20 protein-coding genes and 1 pseudogene are annotated in these 19,562 nt (G+C 42.0%); 5 read left to right on the forward strand and 16 right to left on the reverse strand.

Features of this window, described 5'->3' with window-relative positions:
- Positions 1–42: 42 nt before the first annotated feature.
- Entirely contained in the window at positions 43–183 is a 141-nt protein-coding gene (locus J7E37_RS02525; protein WP_215022264.1) for a hypothetical protein, read from the forward strand.
- Between the two features lie 248 nt (positions 184–431).
- Here J7E37_RS02525 and J7E37_RS21990 read toward each other — a convergent pair.
- The 6 genes and pseudogenes from J7E37_RS21990 to J7E37_RS02550 all read right to left on the reverse strand — a co-directional run.
- Positions 432–555 (reverse strand): annotated as a pseudogene (locus tag J7E37_RS21990) (NAD(P)-dependent oxidoreductase); the annotation flags it as partial.
- 136 nt (positions 556–691) lie between these two features.
- Positions 692–2,350 (reverse strand): catalase, encoded by a 1,659-nt coding sequence (locus J7E37_RS02530; RefSeq protein ID WP_483297194.1) that lies wholly within the window; start codon positions 2,348–2,350, stop codon positions 692–694.
- Positions 2,351–2,700: 350 nt separating this feature from the next.
- Positions 2,701–3,441: a PAS domain S-box protein gene (locus J7E37_RS02535; RefSeq protein WP_215022266.1), complete on the reverse strand. Its 741-nt coding sequence runs from the start codon at positions 3,439–3,441 to the stop codon at positions 2,701–2,703.
- A gap of 618 nt (positions 3,442–4,059) precedes the next feature.
- Positions 4,060–4,605 (reverse strand): signal peptidase I, encoded by a 546-nt coding sequence (gene lepB / locus J7E37_RS02540; protein ID WP_215022268.1) that lies wholly within the window; start codon positions 4,603–4,605, stop codon positions 4,060–4,062.
- Between the two features lie 325 nt (positions 4,606–4,930).
- The gene (locus J7E37_RS02545; RefSeq protein WP_214782697.1) at positions 4,931–5,164 is read right to left on the reverse strand and encodes a glutaredoxin family protein; all 234 of its coding nucleotides are present in this window, start codon (positions 5,162–5,164) and stop codon (positions 4,931–4,933) included.
- 139 nt (positions 5,165–5,303) lie between these two features.
- On the reverse strand, positions 5,304–5,447 hold the full coding sequence (locus J7E37_RS02550) for a hypothetical protein (RefSeq protein ID WP_215022270.1): 144 nt from the start codon (positions 5,445–5,447) through the stop codon (positions 5,304–5,306).
- 365 nt (positions 5,448–5,812) lie between these two features.
- Between J7E37_RS02550 and J7E37_RS02555 the strand changes: the two genes are divergently transcribed.
- Entirely contained in the window at positions 5,813–6,559 is a 747-nt protein-coding gene (locus J7E37_RS02555) for an AAA family ATPase (RefSeq protein ID WP_215022272.1), read from the forward strand.
- 124 nt (positions 6,560–6,683) lie between these two features.
- On the opposite strand, the gene J7E37_RS02560 is transcribed toward J7E37_RS02555, so the two are convergent.
- The 7 genes from J7E37_RS02560 to cls form a co-directional block, all read right to left on the reverse strand.
- Complete coding sequence (locus J7E37_RS02560) at positions 6,684–6,890, reverse strand: hypothetical protein (RefSeq protein WP_215022274.1); 207 nt, start codon at positions 6,888–6,890, stop codon at positions 6,684–6,686.
- A 20-nt stretch (positions 6,891–6,910) separates the two neighbouring features.
- Positions 6,911–7,531, reverse strand: a complete 621-nt coding sequence (locus J7E37_RS02565) for a class D sortase (RefSeq protein ID WP_251009416.1) — start codon at positions 7,529–7,531, stop codon at positions 6,911–6,913.
- Entirely contained in the window at positions 7,531–8,556 is a 1,026-nt protein-coding gene (locus J7E37_RS02570; protein WP_215022276.1) for a processed acidic surface protein, read from the reverse strand. Before J7E37_RS02570 ends, J7E37_RS02565 begins: the two co-directional genes overlap by 1 nt.
- A 111-nt stretch (positions 8,557–8,667) precedes the next feature.
- A complete protein-coding gene (locus J7E37_RS02575) occupies positions 8,668–8,970 on the reverse strand; it encodes a hypothetical protein (RefSeq protein WP_214782685.1) in 303 nt (100 codons plus the stop codon).
- Between the two features lie 99 nt (positions 8,971–9,069).
- Complete coding sequence (locus tag J7E37_RS02580; RefSeq protein WP_353049977.1) at positions 9,070–9,915, reverse strand: metallophosphoesterase; 846 nt, start codon at positions 9,913–9,915, stop codon at positions 9,070–9,072.
- Positions 9,916–10,000: 85 nt separating this feature from the next.
- Positions 10,001–10,735 carry a phosphatase PAP2 family protein gene (locus J7E37_RS02585; RefSeq protein ID WP_251009417.1) on the reverse strand — a complete coding sequence of 245 codons (735 nt, stop codon included), beginning with the start codon at positions 10,733–10,735 and terminating at the stop codon, positions 10,001–10,003.
- An 86-nt stretch (positions 10,736–10,821) separates the two neighbouring features.
- The gene (gene cls / locus J7E37_RS02590; protein ID WP_215022278.1) at positions 10,822–12,003 is read right to left on the reverse strand and encodes a cardiolipin synthase; all 1,182 of its coding nucleotides are present in this window, start codon (positions 12,001–12,003) and stop codon (positions 10,822–10,824) included.
- 475 nt (positions 12,004–12,478) lie between these two features.
- Between cls and J7E37_RS02595 the strand changes: the two genes are divergently transcribed.
- From J7E37_RS02595 to J7E37_RS02605, 3 genes are all read left to right on the forward strand, one after another.
- Positions 12,479–13,330, forward strand: coding sequence for a patatin-like phospholipase family protein (locus J7E37_RS02595; protein ID WP_215022280.1), 852 nt, complete (start codon positions 12,479–12,481; stop codon positions 13,328–13,330).
- Between the two features lie 2 nt (positions 13,331–13,332).
- Complete coding sequence (locus tag J7E37_RS02600) at positions 13,333–14,088, forward strand: nucleotidyltransferase domain-containing protein (protein WP_215022283.1); 756 nt, start codon at positions 13,333–13,335, stop codon at positions 14,086–14,088.
- Positions 14,089–14,584: 496 nt separating this feature from the next.
- Positions 14,585–15,181, forward strand: a complete 597-nt coding sequence (locus J7E37_RS02605; RefSeq protein ID WP_215022285.1) for a hypothetical protein — start codon at positions 14,585–14,587, stop codon at positions 15,179–15,181.
- Between the two features lie 154 nt (positions 15,182–15,335).
- Here J7E37_RS02605 and J7E37_RS02610 read toward each other — a convergent pair whose 3' ends face one another.
- The 3 genes from J7E37_RS02610 to J7E37_RS02620 form a co-directional block, all read right to left on the reverse strand.
- Complete coding sequence (locus J7E37_RS02610; RefSeq protein WP_251009418.1) at positions 15,336–16,763, reverse strand: aldehyde dehydrogenase family protein; 1,428 nt, start codon at positions 16,761–16,763, stop codon at positions 15,336–15,338.
- A 17-nt stretch (positions 16,764–16,780) separates the two neighbouring features.
- Complete coding sequence (locus tag J7E37_RS02615; RefSeq protein WP_215022288.1) at positions 16,781–18,412, reverse strand: acetolactate synthase large subunit; 1,632 nt, start codon at positions 18,410–18,412, stop codon at positions 16,781–16,783.
- Positions 18,413–18,570: 158 nt separating this feature from the next.
- Entirely contained in the window at positions 18,571–19,347 is a 777-nt protein-coding gene (locus J7E37_RS02620) for a TerC family protein (RefSeq protein ID WP_214782663.1), read from the reverse strand.
- Positions 19,348–19,562: the final 215 nt, after the last annotated feature.

Raw genomic sequence — 19,562 nt, forward strand, 5'->3', positions numbered from 1 at the left:
TAAGAGAATAATTTTTCCAGTAATGAAAGTGTGGTGAAAATAATGAAAAACACTCAAAAGGATCGTTTACTAGTCGGAAGTTCTATTATATCCGGTGTCATGAGTACGGTTATTTTAGGTTTGACCATTTACCATAATGCTAAAGTTCAGAGTAAGCTGGATGAAATCAGAAAGGATTCGTGATTTAGTCACGATCCTTCTCCTTTTCTAAGCTCTTTTCGTAAATTTTGATACTTTCTAAAAACCGGCTTCTGGGTTTTACAAGTTACTCAGAAGTCACCTCGAAAAGAGCTCCATCCATGTTCGAAGTGCAACAACCAATGAAAACTAGCCTTTTATTAAAAAAAAAGCATGAGAGGAATCCCATGCTTACTTCAAGACCCTGTTACCTGGCCGCCGTTCACGTGGAGGGTTTGCCCTGTTACGAAACGTTAATCGCCTGATGCCAGGTAAACAAAGATTGGTGCTATCTCAATAGCTGCCTTGCCGGTCCATGGGATTTCCAGCCAAAGCTACCTGGTCTCCCGAAAAACTCGATGGAATGAGCGGTGTCCAGCCTTATTACACCTACCCGCGCTATGAGCAGTATTACCCGTTTATTTAATGGGTAAGACTCCATTCTCTAAGAAACTGAATAAAATGAAAAGGCTGCACAGAGACAAAACTCCATGCAGCCAATTTCCAATTAACATTAATATGGACCTGTTTCGTAACTTTTCTTTACAGCATCTTTTGTTGCTTCATTGGCAGCTAATGAACCTTGTCCACCCTGGCCATATTTAGAGTTACCAGATTCACGGCCTGGAACCTTGTCTTCCTTAGCCATTGCTCCTAGTTCCTTCACGCGCATTTCGATTCCTTCCTTCACGCGGCGGCCATAGTCTTCATCAGCTTGTGTGAAGTGCTCAATCATCGCATCCTGGATCTTTTTGTTGCATGCAGCAAGGGCGTCTGAAAGGTTATTGATCAACTCATCGCGCTCCCAGTCATCAAAGCTGCGATATGTGTGTCCAGCTTGTCCGTAGTTATTCGGACGGTCAATTGGCGCGCTCATCACCGCTGCATTATAGGATGGCTGATGTGGCGGGTGGCCTTCATTACCCGTTTCCTTAAAGCCTCCCAACATCGATGGCTCATAATTGATATGTGGATTGTCTCCTGACTCTTTCGGATCACGCACATCCATCTGGCCTCGATGCTGGTTAGTGCGAACTGGCGCTTTCGGTGCATTGACCGGCAGCTTCAGGTAATTAGCACCAATACGATAGCGCTGTGTATCAGAGTATGAGAAAGTGCGTCCTTGCAGCATTTTATCATCCGAGAAGTCCATACCATCAACTAAAACTCCAGTACCGAATGCAGCCTGCTCAATTTCAGAATGGAAATCAACTGGATTGCGATCAAGAACCATACGTCCTACCGGCAGCCATGGGAATTGATCTTCTGGCCAAAGCTTTGTATCATCGAGCGGATCAAAATCGAGTTCTGGATGGTAGTCATCCTCCATGATCTGGACAAAGAGCTCCCATTCTGGATAGTCTCCACGCTCAATCGCTTCATAAAGATCCTGGGTTGCATGTCCTACATTTTTCGCCTGAATTTCATTAGCTTCCTCTTGTGTCAGGTTGCGGATTCCTTGCTTCGGCTCCCAGTGATATTTCACCAGCACTGCCTCACCTTTTTCATTTACCCATTTATAAGTATTAACACCAGAACCCTGCATGTGGCGATATGTAGCCGGAATACCCCATGGTGAGAATAGGAATGTAATCATATGTGTAGCCTCAGGTGTTCTTGAGACGAAGTCAAACATGCGCTCTGGATTTGGCACATTAGAAGCCGGGTCAGCTTTGAATGCATGAATCATATCAGGAAACTTCATTGCATCTCGGATAAAGAAAATCTTCAGGTTATTGCCGACTAGATCCCAGTTGCCATCTTCTGTATACATTTTAACCGCAAAGCCGCGAGGATCACGTGCCGTTTCCGGTGAATCCTTCGCTCCAGCAACCGTCGAGAAACGGACCATTAGAGGTGTTTTCTTTCCTGCACCTGAAAAGACTTTTGCACGAGTATACTTCTCGACAGGCTCATCGCCTACTTTTCCGTATGTTTCAAAATAACCGAACGCACCAGATCCACGGGCGTGTACCACCCGTTCAGGTACCTCTTCACGGTCGAAGTGGGAAATTTTTTCGATAAAGTGATAATTCTCAAGAGTTGCCGGACCTCGATTGCCAACAGTGCGGATATTTTGATTATCCCTAACCGGATGCCCCTGGCGTGTCGTCAGCTTCTCTCGTTTCATGTCATCTCCGCTTGAAGAGTATTTATCCATGTTCTCAGCCAATTTGAAAAAACCTCCTTAAATTCTTCCACCATATCATATCTCCGTGTGGGAAATTTATACAATGTATCAGGATTCCATATGCATTACAACCTATATGGAAAATTAAGTTGATACATTGTTGTACCTTTGTGAACGGATTCCCCAGGTTCACAATCCATATATTTTTGTTTTCTTCAGTATGTAAGGCATCTTTTAAGAAGGAACCATATAGTCTTCATAAAAAAATTCCCTTTCACCCAGTTTATACCCTAATAAACTATTAACTAAACGAGCTCTTTTAACAAGTTGTGAATATTGCTCTCAGGCCAAAAAATTCGAGAAAAAAAGCGCCGGATTCACTCCCTGCGCTTTTAATCTATATATCTATTCAATCCTGTGATGACATTGTTTATAAACTTTAAGTCGTCTAAAGCTGTTTCGGTTTCCACCCATTTTCTTGCCATTTCTGGACGTACACCGCTAATTAAAACTTCTACTCCGAGCAATCCAAGGGCTTGTTTGGCTTTTTTTAGTGATTCTATAAACTCTGCATCAGGTTCTCTGACAGTTGATAAATCAATGATCAACGATTTAACTGTTTTTTCAGTCACTTGTTTCAGTGTCCGTTCGAGTTTCAATCCTGACTGCCCTGGAGCCCAATAAATTGGAAGTAGGGCGACCTTATTTTTTAGCGGAATAAGCGTAGCAGATAATTCATCAATTCGTTGATTTAATTCCTTTTGGATGGAAATCGTATCTGTAACTTCCATGAAATACACCGCTGCACCCATAAATTTTGATTTATGTTCTAAAATGGAGGTTCGGATATCCAAATATTTATCAAACTTTCCCCATTTATAAGGCATTGCCTTTACATAATATTCTTCTTTATCCCTGACTGTTTTCTCTACAAAACGGACATCGTCTGGGGCATCCGGCCAAACATCATAAACGTTTCTGCCTTTTACATTATCATTCTTTACACCTAGAATTTCCTTTGCCAAATCATTAATAAATATAACATTATATTGAGGGTCAAGGGCCATTGCTGCCTCAGTTACCGAGTTTAACATTGTAGAAAGAAAGATTTCTGATTGAACTACACTAGACATTATATTTCCCCCGTATTTGTCTGTCTTTTTTCCGCCGCCTTGATTCTCGACCAAAAAATGATGCCAGCCATCCTGTATCAGTTCTGCAGAGCTCTTTTTCCTGGTGATAATAGTGTCTGTAATGAAATTCTTCTATTAATCTTTGGAAGGAGCCACTAGGTTACTTGTGGAAGAATTTATTTAGATTTATGCGATCGAGCGCGTTCACTTTTACCTGCCTATCGTCCGTTTTTTTTTTCATTATACCAAATCTTACTATTCACACCTAGGATTATCTGCTAAACACTTTAGGGTATTCTGCTCAAAGCAGAGAAGGCTGCAATCTTTCCGAAGTAAGACATATACAAAGCAGGAGGTGATTGAATGACATTCAAAAGCCTGGGCAGTGGCTCTTGGTTCCCTCCTTTTTACAACTGGTTTCCTCCACTTAATCGGACAACTTTTTACAATTCCCTGGTTGATGCTTTATTACGAACATACTGCGGATGTGGAGGGTTTCTTTATTTCTCGCGGGTCAGCCATTCCTTTCAAATGGTTTTAGTGCGGAGAAAGTCTATGTTTATAAGCAAAAGCAAAAGTAATAAAAAAAGCGCTGATCCAGTGGATCAACGCAATTAGTTACTCACCAATTATCTTCATTTCTTTTAACGGATAATAAACAAACTTTGTTGTTCCAACTATACGATCAATCGGAACAGCTCCAATATGCCGGCTGTCTCTGCTATCTCTTCTGTTATCGCCCAGCACAAAAACATGCCCTTCTGGAACTACATCACTCCCAACTGGTGTTTCGCTTAGTGTGAACGAACCGGTTAGCGGCCCATGAGTGACCTGCTTTTTGTTTTCATCCAAATAGGGCTCAGCATACGACTTTCCATTTATATAAAGTACATCATCTTTGTATTCCACCCGATCTCCAGGAAGTCCAATGACCCGCTTGATATAATCCGTTTCCTCGGTTGCATGGAAAACAACTATATCAAATCGTTTCGGCTCGCCGATTTTCGTTACGAACATCCTTTCCTGGCTGTGCAAAGTGGGCTCCATAGAGGCCCCTTTTACTTCAATCGGAGTCATCAAAAAGGCTCGAACAACAAAAGCCAGTATTATCGCAATAAGAATTGCCTTCACCCATTCCCAAATCTCATTCCGCTCTTTTGCCATATCCCGTCATCCTTTCCTAATGTCTCTATGGGATTTTATTCCACATTCGTCATTGGAATTCCTTCCTCTCGATTAAATTTTCGCAGGCTCCTGAAAAAACAAGACTGTTTTCGTAAAGATTGTTGATAATATCCTAAAAGCCGATTTTAATGTAATGTAAGCCATTTTGCAGGTCGTTATTAAGTTTGCATGCTCTTTTCTCACAAGAGAGGAACTTTTCGAATAAAAATAGGTCATTCAATCCTTTTTTGTAGTCAATAGCAACAAAGTTTGAGATTAGAGCCAAAAACAAAAAAAGAGGCGTAAGCCCCTTTTCTGGTTAAGATTATTTTTTTACATACTGCATTAGTGTATCCGGGTCAAAACCGAGAACCCAGTTGCCATTCACCTTTGTTTGCGGCACACCCATCTGGCCGGTTTCTTCAACCAGTTTTTGCGCAGCCTCTTGATCGTATTGGACATTTACTTCTTTGTAGTTTAATCCTTGACCCTCAAGGAATTGTTTCATCATTGTGCAGTAAGGTCAAGTGTTTGTAGTGTAAACAGTAATATCGTTCATTTTGTATGCCTCCTTCATTATTTTCAAATACCCTATATTGTATTATCCCAGAAATGCTAAAATTATGCAAAAAAGAAGCATCGGGATACCTATGTTTTTCCCTATTTCACGAAAAAAAAACAGGATAGGAGGTATCCAGCTAAGAGAGAGAAAGGACTATAATCAAAGCGGCAAGTTCGATGATGCAATACGAAAAAAATGATCTTTTCACTATCAGGTCCTGGACACCAAGCACGATTAAAGTGAACGCGAACAATATATGTACGTGCTTAAATTCGTTCATTGTTGCCAGCCCCCCTCCTATTCGCCAATAAAACGGTTTTCCTCCTTAGCCTCCGCCAATTTCGGCTAATCCTGCCAAAATGAATAATATTATCGAGCTAAAAATGAAAATCACTTCCTAAAATGGTTTGTACTTGCTTTCTAACGTAATTTTACGATCTAGATTTAGAACTTAATCATGCTGCAAGACAGTTTTATAGCGAGTTTATCTTTTTTATAGCGAGTTTATCTTTTTTATAGCGAGTTTCCCTTTTTTATAGCGAGTTTCCCTTTTTTATAGCGAATTGGTAATTTTCAAGTATTTTTTCCATTTTCAATTTTGCTCATGATAAAATAAAGAAAAAAGAAACGTCAGGCGGTAAATCCATGTTGAAATGGCAATATGTCAGAAGTGTCAGCCTCAAAAGAGATGATGTGCCCTCTTTTCAGGAATATCCGTTCAATCTCCCGAGCTTCAAAGCATTGGACGAACTGATTCTCCACCCAAAGGTAACCTTTCTGATTGGTGAGAATGGGATAGGAAAATCGACTTTACTTGAAGCTATTGCAGTTGGTCTCGGTTTTAATCCTGAAGGCGGTTCATATAATTTCAATTTTTCCACCTATGACTCCCATTCGGATTTGGGGGATTATTTACGGATTGTGAAAGGAATAGAAAGACCGCAGGATGGATTTTTCCTCCGTGCCGAGAGCTTTTATAATGTGGCTTCAAATATAGAAGAGTTGGATCGTGAGGGTATCGGCCCAAAGGTTATTGATTCATTTGGCGGGGAGTCTTTACACGAACAGTCACACGGAGAAGCCTTCTTCTCAACCTTTCTTCACCGTTTCCGCGGGAATGGCATTTATATTTTGGATGAACCTGAAGCTGCTCTCTCTCCGTTACGGCAGATGTCGATGCTGACAAGAATTCACGATCTTATCAATGAAAACTCCCAGCTGATCATAGCCACGCATTCTCCCATCATCATGGCCTATCCAGATGCAGCAATCTATGAGTTCAGTGAAGAAGGCATTTTCAAAAGAAAGCTCGAAGATACGAATCATTTTCGCATCATGAAACAATTTTTCGAAAATACACCAAGGATGATTCATCATTTATTGGAAGACTAACCGTCTTAAAAGGACACGAAGCAGCTAAACCGCTATGCTCCAGTAAAAAAAAGGTCACCAATTCCGAATCATTGGTGACCAACTTGGCTTAATGATTTACCAACAGACTGCCTTGCATGCCAGGTTACAACTCCTCGTCCTCGTCCTCGTCACTAGCTGTTTCTTCTTCATCCAGTTTATAATCATCATTATTAAATTCCGAATCAGTATCTTCAACTGGCCTGTCTTCGGCTGGTTCTTCTTCATGGACTCTTTCGTCCTGCCCTTCGGAACATCCTCCAAGAACAAGGGATAGTCCAAGCGGGACCGCGATCAGTAAGTTCTTTTTCAAGGTAATCCCTCCATGATCAGTTATTTTTCCGATGAGTCTATCAGGTTTCCAACTAGTACATAACGTTCAGGGGCATCACCGATGTAGGTGAATGGATAGCAGGTTGTTAAAGTTAAGGTTGCCTCAGGCTTCGGGACGATAACAGTTGGATCTTCCGCATCGACAATCCTGACCTTTTCGATTCGATAGGTATATTTTCCTTCGGCTGTTTCGACTTCAACTAAATCATTTTCTCCGACATTCTCCAGACTGCGGAAGACGGTATCCCGATGTCCTGAAATGACGGTGTTATTCTCTTCACCTGGCATGACACTGTTGGAGTAATGTCCGGCTCCTTTACCAAGCTCTTCCTCATTGGTTCCTTCGTAGATCGGAACGGACATGCCCAGCTTTGGAATGGAAATTTCCCCAATCTTTTCACCTTGTTCAGGTCTTTCGGGATTTGAACTTCCTGATTTTCCATCCATTTGTTTTTCCATATTCCTGATGCTTACTCCATTACTATCCTTCTCCACGGCCATGAAACCTTTTGCCCAGCTATATGCGTGGGTTCCTGCCAAATACATTCCTGATATGATCAGGAAGAAGGCAATAGCGGGAACAATCCATTCCCGCTTACCTTTCTTTTTATCTTTGCTCATTAGTTATCACCAAAACGTTTACGCGCTCTCAATGTAATCCCGCCAAGCGTTATGAGTCCGGCTCCTAGCAAAACATAGGCAAGGGAATTTGTGGCCGTATCAGGCATGTCACCGCCCTTTTCCGTCCCTGCTTCCTCAGGCTGATCGCTTGTATAATAGTCTAGAGACTCTCGCAGATCATTGAGGAAATAATAATCATCCGGACTTTCCCCGTATTCCGCCAACAAGATTTCGTACTCTTCAGGTGTTAACCCGTATTCTTCAATTAGTTCTAATTCGTTCTCGTCGGTAATTAGCGGGCCAACCTCAGCTTCCAGGTCATTAAACAAAGTGTAATCATTCAGGTCTGTTTCGTAATTGTCACTTAAATATTGGTTGAATTCATCAACCGTCCATCCCAGAGGTACCAGGTAGGTTTCCTCTAGCTGGGCTTCATCCAGTGTATCTGTTGTTGTATCTTCGTTTTGGCTATTAGCATCAGTTTCATTAGTGGTATTGTCTTCATTGTTATTATCTGTAACTGCAGCATCACTGTTTTGAGTTGAATCAGTACCTTCATTGTCATTATCTGAAACTAGGCCCTCATTATTATCTGATCCAGCACCCCCATTGCTATCGTCTGTACCATTTTCGTCAACGAATCCACCTTCATCCAAGGCCTTTGCCAAATCGCCAGCAAAGTGGATATTGTCCTTGTTGTCGTATTCCTCTAAGAATGCTGCAAGTTCACTGGCATCCATGTTGTACCTTTCAATGATGTCCAGTACATTCTGATCTAGATTACCGTCAGCTAGTTGATTGACATCTATTGGTTCACCAATATCAGCTTCCAATTCATTCATGGTGTCATAATCATCTAATTGTGACCCAAAATTATCCTCAAGATAATTGTTCCAGTCCACCTCTGTCCATGATGTCGTAGCTGGATATTGCTCTTTTACGTCATTATATTCAACTGCTCCCGTAGTTAGCGGTGCAAAAACTAATGTTGATACTACTGCAAAGGGAATAACCTTTTTTTTCATGATTTTGCCTCCTTCATTTCTGTTATCAGTTATCAGTTGTCCAGGTTCCTAAAAAATAACAGCGCCTATAGATTCAATAGGCGCTGGTTTTTTATTTTAAATGACCAAGCTTTAGTTTCCGTTTGCTTCTTCAGAAGGTTCCTCATCCAGATCAGGTTCTTCTTCGTCCATTCCAGCGTTCCCTTCTTCTTCAGATGGTTCTTCATCCAAATCTGGTTCCTCTTCATCCATTCCTGTATTGCCTTCTTCTCCATTCGATTCCGTCCCATTTGATTCTGATTCTAGTTTATTGTGTTCTACTTCAACCTCTTCAGTATTCGGTTCCTCTGTATCCTCCTGCGCACCTTCTGCGCAGCCTCCCAAAACCAAACCTGCTCCTAAAGGTAAAGCGAGTAGTAGATTTCTTTTTTTCATAGATGACTTCACTCCTTGTAATTTGATTAGCAAACTAATGCTTTAGCCTTATATTAATCTGTTACCCGACACAAAATGCGATAAACGTCTTCTTTAATCCTAGGCTTCTGTCAGTGTAAATACGGTAATCTCCGGGGGTGTATTGATTCTCAGCGGAAGATCACTAAAACCGATTCCCCTGTTTACATACAGATGGTTTCCCTTGGCTCCAAAATCGTCGATCCATCCATCTACCGTAGCCCTGTCTTCAGCCACCAGACTTTTATAGGACCACTCCGGTGCAAACGGAATTCTGAATTGCCCTCCGTGCGTATGTCCGGCGACTGCAATTGGTGCAGAATTTGCCGGAAGCTTCGCAAATGTTTCTGGGTTATGCATCATAATCATTCGGGGAGCAGCATATGGAATATCACTCACTGCCTTCGCTGGTTTTGCATTATCAGGCCAGCGTGCCCCTAATCCGGCTAAATAAAAACTACTTTCTTGGGGCTTTCCGATTACTACTTCATTTTCCTTTGTCAAATTTAAAGGAACAGAGCGGTTGTGCAGCACTGTGATTCCCATCTCTTCAAGTGAGGCCTTTACATGTTGGGCAGATTCTTTCTTGGGATCGTCCTTTTTGTTATGCATATTGTAATCATGATTCCCGAGCACAGCGAATATAGGAATATCCGTTTTTACCAGAGGGTTGATCAGCTTTTCAACCTTTTGCATTTCTGCATCTGGATCCTCAAGCGAATGGTAGATAAAATCTCCGATAATCAGGACTACATCAGGCTGCATTTCGGCGATTTTTTCAGCAGCATCCTCTACAGTTTTTGTGTTATCCATCCACATACCGACCTGAAAATCTCCAAACACCGCCACTTCCTTCCCTTCCCATTCTTGTGGAAGGTTCGGAATAGCCGCCTTCTCATTCTCAATATCTAAAAAATAAGGTTCCACTAATCCCCAAATCAGGATGCCGACGAGAATCAGCCCTACGATTTTTCCTAGTTTATTTTTTTTAAAAATTTTGACCGTCTCCCTTCTAACTTAAAAAATTCAAATGTTTCCCTATGAATCTCTTAAAAACTTGTGTTGGGCTTATGGAGTTGGCGCTTTGCCACTCCACCCATTCCAGTGCAAGAATGGTCAGAATCAACCAAATAGCTCCAGCTAAATGACCAGCCAAGACATCACTTGGGTAATGAGCACCCAAATAAATCCGTGTCGACCCTATCCAAAGTATGAGCAACCCTGCAGCCAGAATCACCAGCCACTTGAATGCTCTCTTTTGGATAGACCGGACAATGAAATAGGCGATAAATCCATAAAAGATCAGCGAACCCATCGAATGCCCGCTGGGAAAGCTATAGCCAATCGCATCTATTTCCGGATTGATTGATGGACGTCCCCGTTCATATAGGTGTTTTAACAAGGTTGTCAGCAGACCTCCACCACCGATTCCGATCACGAGGAAAAGAATTCCCCATTTATCCCTTGCTGTTACCCATAATCCGATGATGGCCGCAATTGTACATACTGTTAAAAACCAAACAGAGCCTAGCTCCGTACCAAAAATCATAATTTGGTCCAATGTGCCGTTTTCTATCGATTTAAACCAGTTGATAATTGCCTCATCAAAGGCGTCAACCTCTTTTTCCAGCATTTCCTCCGCCAAATTGGCAAATAGAATAATAAAAAGGACAGAAAACGCAATCCCTGCAATCATCAACAGGAACGGAAATCCGACCTTCTTTGCTTTTTGTTTGTTCGTTTCCAAGGCGACACTCCTTTCTGCTAAACCGTTATTTTTGTTTTAGTTTTGCTTTTACAAGCATTAACGGCCCAGGTAAAAAATTCGAAACTCTATAAAAAGTTTTGAAATAATTTTGCCAGCGTCCTCTTCACTCTTGAGGCAGCCCCTCTCCCCTGCACATTATGGAGCTCTTGCTTCTCACTATTTTCAAAGTCAGCTTGAAGATTATCAGCGATTTTTTCCAGCATTTTCTTATCCCTCGTAAAAAGGATCATTTCATCATTTGTGCGGAAACTGCGGACATCGAAGTTGGAAGTTCCAACATAAGCAGCATTATCATCTAAAAGCATGATTTTGGCATGGTAAAATCCTTTTTTATAGAGGTACAACTTGATTCCTTTAGGAATGAGGTCTGAAAATTCTTCAAATGCTCTCTCCTTGACCAAAAGATGGTCTGACTTTTCTGGTAAGACAATCTTAATCTCCACTCCACGTTCTTTTGCATTCACCAGGGCCGTCTTCACCTCTGGAGTTGGAACAAAATAAGGAGAACCCAAGATTATACTCTTGTCTGCAGAATGAATCAGCGGTAACAATTTCTCATCGAGAAATCCTCCACATGAAGAAATCATCCTGAAGTATGAATCTCCCTCTTCCTTTTGAGGATAAAGCGAGTCGCTTTCATTACACTCCATTCCAGCCTTTACCCAATCCTCCAAAAATTCCTTTTGTAAATCCTCCGTACCGCTTCCATTAATCCTAACCATGTAATCACGCCAGAAGCCGATTTCCGAATCCTTTTCTGCATAGTTATCGCCAACATTAAAACCGCCCAAATACCCAATCTGTCCATCCAAAACGATAATTTTATGATGATTTCTCCTGTTAAGAGTAGTGAAGAATAAGGGAAATGAAGGTTTATGGGAATAAGCGAACTCTATCCCAATTCTCTTTAAATCGTTGACTGCTTTCCTGGGGAAATGGATGCTTCCGACTAAGTCTAGCAGAAGCCGGACCTTTACTCCCTCCTTTGCCTTTTTCTCTAACAACTCAAGCAATTTCATGCCGAAAGAATCGTATTTAAATCGATAAAATGATAGATGAATCGTGGATTCCGCTTCCGAAATATCATGAAAGAGTTTATCGAAATAATAAGTTCCATTCCCGAAAAACTCTGTCTCACCGCGCCGCACTGGATATTCACGAAGCTGCCGGGACCTTAACTTTTTTCCCAGCATAAAGTCCACTCTCATCCAAATGAATAATAAACCTACTAACCGTAAAACCCTCACAATACCAATCTCCCTCCGACAAAACATCCTATATTCGCCTATACCCGCCAAACTAGCGGGTAAACGACAGTACTATACTCACCTTTCCGGATCTATAGATGCCAAATTTTTTTGGTAATAAGTTGATTTAGCATTTATTGTTGCTTTTCGAACACTACAATTTAGAAAATCGGGATTCTATCCCAGAGACATTCGAATGATTTATGCTCGTTTTTACTTTGCGTGTAAACAGGTAATTAAAACGTAAATTTACTTTTGATTTAACTCTTATTAGGGTGGAAACTCGGACCATGATAGTTCAAATTATATTACCGCTAAAAATCTTTTAGTTCTTAGCCCCTGACCTATACAGGATTGCAAGAGGATATTACTTTTTCACAATCATAATTTGTAAAAATCTGCATACTCTGTGATAGACTATTTTTATAAAAACAACACGAGTTTTATAGAAATAGACCATAAAGGAGGAGTACGCTTGTTTAATAGTGGTTTGATTCTTGAGGGTGGAGGCATGAGAGGTGTTTACACCGCCGGCGTACTGGAGTATTTTTTGGAAAAAGAATTATTTTTCCCTTATGTCATCGGGGTTTCTGCTGGTGCCTGCCAGGGGTCATCCTATGTGGCCAGACAGCCCGGCCGGAACAAGCAGGTTACAATTGATTATGTTACGCATCAAGATTATATTTCCTATCGAAATTTTATCTTGAAAAGAGAATTGTTTGGGATGGATTTCATTTTTGATAAACTCCCAAACGAGCTGGTTCCATTTGACTTCGAAACATTTAACAGCGCTGCAGAAAAGTTCCTTGTAGGCACTACCGATTGCATCACTGGTGAACCCGTTTACTTTGACAAAAATGAGGTTTCTGATGACTTCCTCAAAATCATTCGGGCTTCAAGCACGCTGCCATTCATGGCCCCGGCAATCGAATTTCAGGGAAAGACACTGATGGATGGCGGCATTTCTGACCCTATACCTGTCAGGAAAGCAATGGCTGATGGAGTGCAGAAGAGCGTGATTGTACTAACGAAAACAAAGGGATACCGTAAGAGAAAGTCCTCCTTCTCCTGGCTGCCGCGTTATGTATATAAGGATTTTAAAGGACTGCACAAGGCACTTGAAATACGCTATAAAAAATACAACGAGACGCTCGATTACATAGAAAAACTTGAAGACAGGGATGAAATCATCGTAATCAGACCCTCTCAGGATCTAAAAGTGGGACGAGTTGAACGCAATCCTGATAAACTAACCAGATTATATGAAGTTGGATATCAAGATGCAAAGGGAAGTTTTCAGCAATTGAAAGACTGGCTGGGGGAATAGAAATGGTCTTGAATGATGCAATTGATGTTTTATCGGAAAGCCTTAAACAAGACACTAGAGTTCTAGCTATTTTTGTCAAAGGATCTATCGGGCGCGGAGAGCAAGACGAACATTCGGATGTGGATTTGTATTGCCTTGTAGATGAAAAAGACCTTGATGGCTTCCTTCAGAGTCGGATTGGCCATCTAGAGTCATATGGAAAATTACTCTTTTATGATGATATTTTCATCATTGCGCCGCAGATTCTAGCGGTGTATGAAAATATGCTTCATGTGGATTTGTTTGCTGTAACAGAGGAAACATTTATTCAAAAAGACTATTTTAAGATCATCTACGACCCATACCAGCGCCTGGAAAAATACAAAGCACCACAAAGTCTCAAATTATCTCCTCGAGAATTCCAGGATGCAGTCGATGACATTGCATGGTTTCTTTTTCAATATAAAAAATCTGCGGCACGCAGGAATGATTTATGGTCAGTTAACTTGCTTAACCAGGTAATGGTGCACCTTTCTAAAGTTTTGCTGCATCGTTACAATCCTGAACGAGCTCAGCTTGAAATGAAGACTGTGGAAGCATCCCTGCCAATTTCTATTTTACAGGAAGTCTTACAAATCCAGGAACATATCACTCCGCAAAAAAACCAGAAAGCTGTTCAGTTACTGCGCAAACTATTACGACGGGAAACAGAGTGGATTTTTAATGAGATATCCAATACGGATAAAGTCAAGGCCTTATGGGATAGTGTTGTAGACTAATATCCAGATTTTTGATTCAAGCCTATTAAATGTCAGAAAGATTTAATAGGCTCCCCTTTAGGCAGGCCATTTAAACGGCGGCAACTCTATCAGAAGGTTCCATGGATCCATTTAACTTTATGCCTAGCATTTTATCCTCGCACTGAATTGCCCATAATCCAGCGGTTCCCCTTTTCATTCACGTCACTTCTCCTATTTTCCTTCTTAGGTCTTCATAAACCCGATACTTTTTCTCTAATCACTATAACAGTAGAATAGGTATATTTCTTCTAGTCAATAATGAACAGGGTCTTTACTTGATTAATTTGCACTAAAAATACAGGGAAAAACATAATCAAATATTTCCGTTCCTTTTACGCCATCCAATTTATATCCTTCATATAAGTATTTAGAACGATAATTCAATGAAATCGTTTACATATTCCTTTCCCGGGTAAAATTCAAACGGCTGACAGGTATTGCAATAAAAAAATTGATACTTTTAAGGAGGAATATGATGAAAGCTCGTTACTCTATACTTAGTTTGACTTTACTTTTAATCGCAACACTCCTAATTGCCCCAATGGGTGCATTTGCTGCCTCGTCTACTGCGACAGGCTCAAAAATCTTAAAAAATATCAACGTTTCTGGTACTCTGGAAGATGGAAGTACATTCGACGGGAAAGTAAGTCTAACAAATTTAGCTTACGACTTGGAGAAAGGCCTCCTCGCTGATGGTGAGGTAAAAGGTACCGTAACCAAGGCTGATGGTACAGTTCAAGATGTAAAGGAAACTTTCAATGGTGTAACTGCAAATCTTACAGGAGCAGAATCAGCGATGAGCACACTGGCTGCCCAACAACAAGAAGAAGGCTGCCAAATCCTGTTCCTTGACCTTGGACCATTAAATCTTGATTTATTGGGTCTGCAGCTTGATTTATCACAAATCGTACTGGACCTGACTGCTGTACCAGGACCGGGGAACCTGCTTGGAAACCTATTATGCTCAGTAGCCGGTCTTCTTGACGGAAATGGTCTTCTAAGTGATGTAACTGGTTTGCTTGGCCAGTTAACTGGCTTGCTGGACCAAGTCAACAATCTACTTGGCCGCTAAAAACAGTTTATTACCTGTCGGCATCAATAAACTAATACCTGACCTCAATGAAATGCCCCTTCTTCCAAACTGGAGAAGGGGCTTTTTCAGGAATATCGATCATCCGAAAAACCAGCTAACCAAAAAAGGAAGCCCATTGAGCTTCCTTTTCTTATTACAGACGAACCCCTATAAACTTCAATTCAGTCATCTCTTCCATTGCATACTTAACGCCTTCTCTTCCAAGTCCGCTCAATTTCACTCCTCCGTATGGATAATTATCCTGGCGGAAGACGGAGGATTCATTGATCCAGACGCCGCCCATTTCCAGGCTGTCTGCGACCCGGTAAGCACGGCTGATATCTTTCGTGAATACGCCAGCCTGTAGTCCATAGATCGAGTCATTTGTATTTTCAATCGCTTCTTCTTCCGTTTTAAATGGTATCACGGTCACAATCGGCGCGAACGCTTCTTCTTTGACGACCTTCATGTCTTTTTTGACGTTGGTAATGATTGTCGGGTACATCAATGTGCCCTTTCTGTCTCCGCCAGTTTCGATTGTTGCTCCTTCACTCCTAGCTTCTTCAACCCAATCCTGGATTCTTTTCGCGGCGTTTTCATCAATCATCGGACCAAAATCGGTTTCTTCCCCAAGCGGATCACCGATTTTTAAATTTTTCGTTGCCTCAACATACTTTTTGAGGAACTCGTCATAGACACTTTCCTGGACATAAATTCTTTGGGCCGATACACAAACCTGGCCTGAGTAACCGAACGCAGCATTCACAAGGCGTTCGACCGCATCATCAATATCGGCATCTTCAAAAACGATGTTTGGTGAATTGGAACCAAGCTCCATTGTGACCTTTTTGAAACCGGCTGTATCGCGGATGATTTTTCCGACTGTCAGGCTTCCTGTAAAGGTAATTTTCGGGACATCCTTGTGGGGAACAAGGGTGGATCCTGCTACCTTACCGGTACTAAGCACAAGATTCAATACCCCGTCTGGAAGGCCTGCCTCCTTGAAAAGCTTCGCAAGCATATACGCTGATATAGGTGTTTTTTCAGCCGGCTTAAAAATGACCGTATTGCCGGCAGCAATAGCCGGGGCAATCTTATGCAGCGAAAGATTAAGCGGGAAATTAAAAGGAGTAATCGCGCCTATAACACCCATGGCCACGCGTTTAACCATGCCCATACAGTTATCCCCGCGGAGAGCTGCATCCATGGGCAACACCTCTCCCTCCATATGCTTGGACAGTTCACTTGAGAAACGGATAACTTGAATCGAGCGTTTGATTTCCGCCCGGCTATGCTTGATTGGCTTGCCGGCTTCCATAGCGATAATTTCGGCAAACTCTTCCTGCTTTTCCTCTAGCAGATCCGATGCCCTGCGCAGAATATCCGATCTTTCATGAGCAGGCATCTTTTTCATTGTTCGCTGGAATGCCTGGCGGCTGTTCTCGATCGCTTCTTCCATAAGCTTTTCATTCGCAAGGGTCATCTCGGCAACCAACTCGCCGCTGTAGGGATTCCTCACTTCCATCGTCTCACTGCTGCTATCAATCCTTTCAGCACCATCGATGATCGACGCAATTTTCATGACATTCCCTCCTGTTTCTAGCATAAAATTTCACCTAGTTTCTCGGTTAGCTTCATATTCTCGCTATAGTCAACAGGGCAATCGATTAACACTGGCTTATTCATCTCGGCCGCTTTCTTGATGGCATCCTTCAGTTCTCCCCCTTCTTCTATCCCAATCGCTTCGAAACCGTATGATTTTGCAAGCTGGATAAAATCAGGGTTGCCGAACTTGATATTCGACGGTCTGTTAAACTCCTTCATCTGCTTCCATTCTATCAGGCCATAGCCGCCATCTCGCCATAAGAGGATGATAATGGGCAGATTCAATCTCTTTGCCGTTTCAAGTTCGGCACTCGACATTTGAAATGCACCGTCACCAACGACGGCGACAACATTACGTTCCGGATGGACCATTTTTGCAGCGATGGCGGCCGGGACGGCTATTCCCATGGATGCAAGACCATTTGAGATCAGGCAAGTATTCGGTTCAAATGTATGGTACATTCTCGCCATCCACATTTTATGGGCCCCTACATCCGAGATGACAATGTCTTCATCATTCATGACGGACCTGAGATCTGAGATGATTTTCTGTGGTTTGACAGGAAACCCAGTGTCCTCTGCATAGGACTGGAATTCATCAAGTGTTTTCTCTCTTACATGGGAAACCCACTTATTATCTCTTTCCTTGGATGAGATGACATTTTCCAGCTGCAAAAGGTTTTCCTTTATATCTCCAATCACGCTATGCTTTACAGGATAATTAGCATCTGTTTCGGCTTCTATTGTATCGATGTGTAAAATAGGGCTTTCTCCATGGGGGTTCCAGTTTTTCGGCGGATATTCAGCCATATCAAAACCGATTGCAATGATCAAATCAGCTTGTTCGAATCCACAGGTAATGTAGTCCTTGCCAGCAATGCCTGCCGTCAGCAGACTTAAATCATTTTTCCAGGAAATCGCTCCTTTCCCCATGAACGTATGAACGACCGGAATATCCGCTTTTTCAGCGAAAGCTCTAAGGCTATTCTCAGCCTGTCCTCTTTCAACACCCATCCCAGCAAGGATCAGTGGATGCTTAGCCTGTTCCATTAGCTTAGCAGCATCCTTGATGACTCGCTCTCCTGCTTCCATGATTGTCGGTTTACTTATTTCCAGAGGATTTCCTTCAACTTCCATTGCGGCAATATCCTCCGGCAAGTCTATATGGGTGGCTCCTGGCTTTTCACCCTGTGCCACATCAAATGCTTTCCGGACAACCTCAGGAATGATTTCAGCCTTTTTCACCTGTGTATTCCACTTCGTCACCGGCTCGAAAATCGAAACCAGGTCATAATATTGGTGGGAAATCTTATGCTGGCGGTCCAGCCCTGCCTGTCCTGTAATTGCCACAATGGGACTGTGATCCATATTTGAATTGGCCACTCCTGTTAAAAGATTCGTCGCGCCTGGTCCAAGAGTCGCAAGGCAAACACCCGGCTTACCCGTTAATCTTCCGTATGTCCCAGCCATAAAAGCGGCATTCGTTTCATGCCTAGTAACTATGAATTCAATACTCGAATCGAGGAGAGCGTCCATAATATCAAGGTTTTCCTCACCGGGAACACCGAATATATATTCCACTCCCTCACGTTCCAAACATTTAATCATTAACTCTGCTGCGTTCATACCAACACTCCTTTACTTGGAATAGATAATTGAGTTCTTATAAAGGACTATTCCACGCGGGAGTACTGTTAAACTTTCAGGAGATTCCGGAAGCTCAGGAGCAACAAAAAAAAGTGCGGCAATCCATTCTGGATTACTCGCACTTTTTGCTTCATTCATTATAAAGAGTTGCCTTCACCCTTAGTTTTTTTGGCTGGAGCAAACCAACCTAGAAGGGCTATTGCTATTAATACACCATAGAAGATGGTTGTCCAAAGTGTGCTATGAGGGAAATCATGATGCAATACCGCAATGTCTTCATGTGCAAGAGTAATGACTGCAAGTTTCACACCAACCCATGCCACGATTGCATATGCGGTTGTTTCCAATGCTGGACGCTGATCAAGCAGCTTAACGAACCAGGTAGCTGCGTATTTAATCAAGATCAGGCCTGCGATTCCTCCAAGAACAACTACAAGGAACTTTCCGCCATCCATTCCGCCAAAATCTCCTAGCGGTGAATCTGGAAGCCCGAGCGCAAGAGCTACCGCTGCAAGAATGGAATCAATCGCAAACGCAAGGTCTGCTAAACCGATTTTACCAACAGTCGGCCAGAAGCCCATTCCTCTTGCTTCCTTCTCCTCTTCCTTACGAATATTTTCATTTTCCTTACCAAATTTAGCCTGGATGACATGCTTCAGTCCCAGGTAAAGCAGGTAAGCTGCACCGATTGCCTGTACCTGCCAGACGTTTGCAATGAATGATATCGCAAATAGAGCCCCAAACCTGAAAATAAATGCCATCATGATTCCGTAACTTATCGCCTTTTTCTTCTGATCATCAGGTAAATGTTTTGCTATGATTGCCAGTACAAGAGCATTGTCAGCCGATAGCAAACCTTCGAGACCGATCAATATCAATAATGCCCAGGCATATTCAAGCCAAATTCCTTCCATCAACCTCTCTCCTTCCTTTTCCACAATTCATATGTAGATGTCTCATTAACAATAGAATTACCCATTAAGCCTTGCAAAATCCACACGAATATTGCTTAGTTTACTGAAAGTCATTCTATGTCTTCCTTATTTCCCTATATCCATATACCTTTTAAAAGCAATAGATAAACTTACCAACAGAATAATGGTTGAGACTATAATACTCTATATTTTTT

The sequence above is a fragment of the Bacillus sp. ISL-39 genome (assembly GCF_018613295.1).
Classification (GTDB): Bacteria; Bacillota; Bacilli; order Bacillales; family Cytobacillaceae; genus Mesobacillus.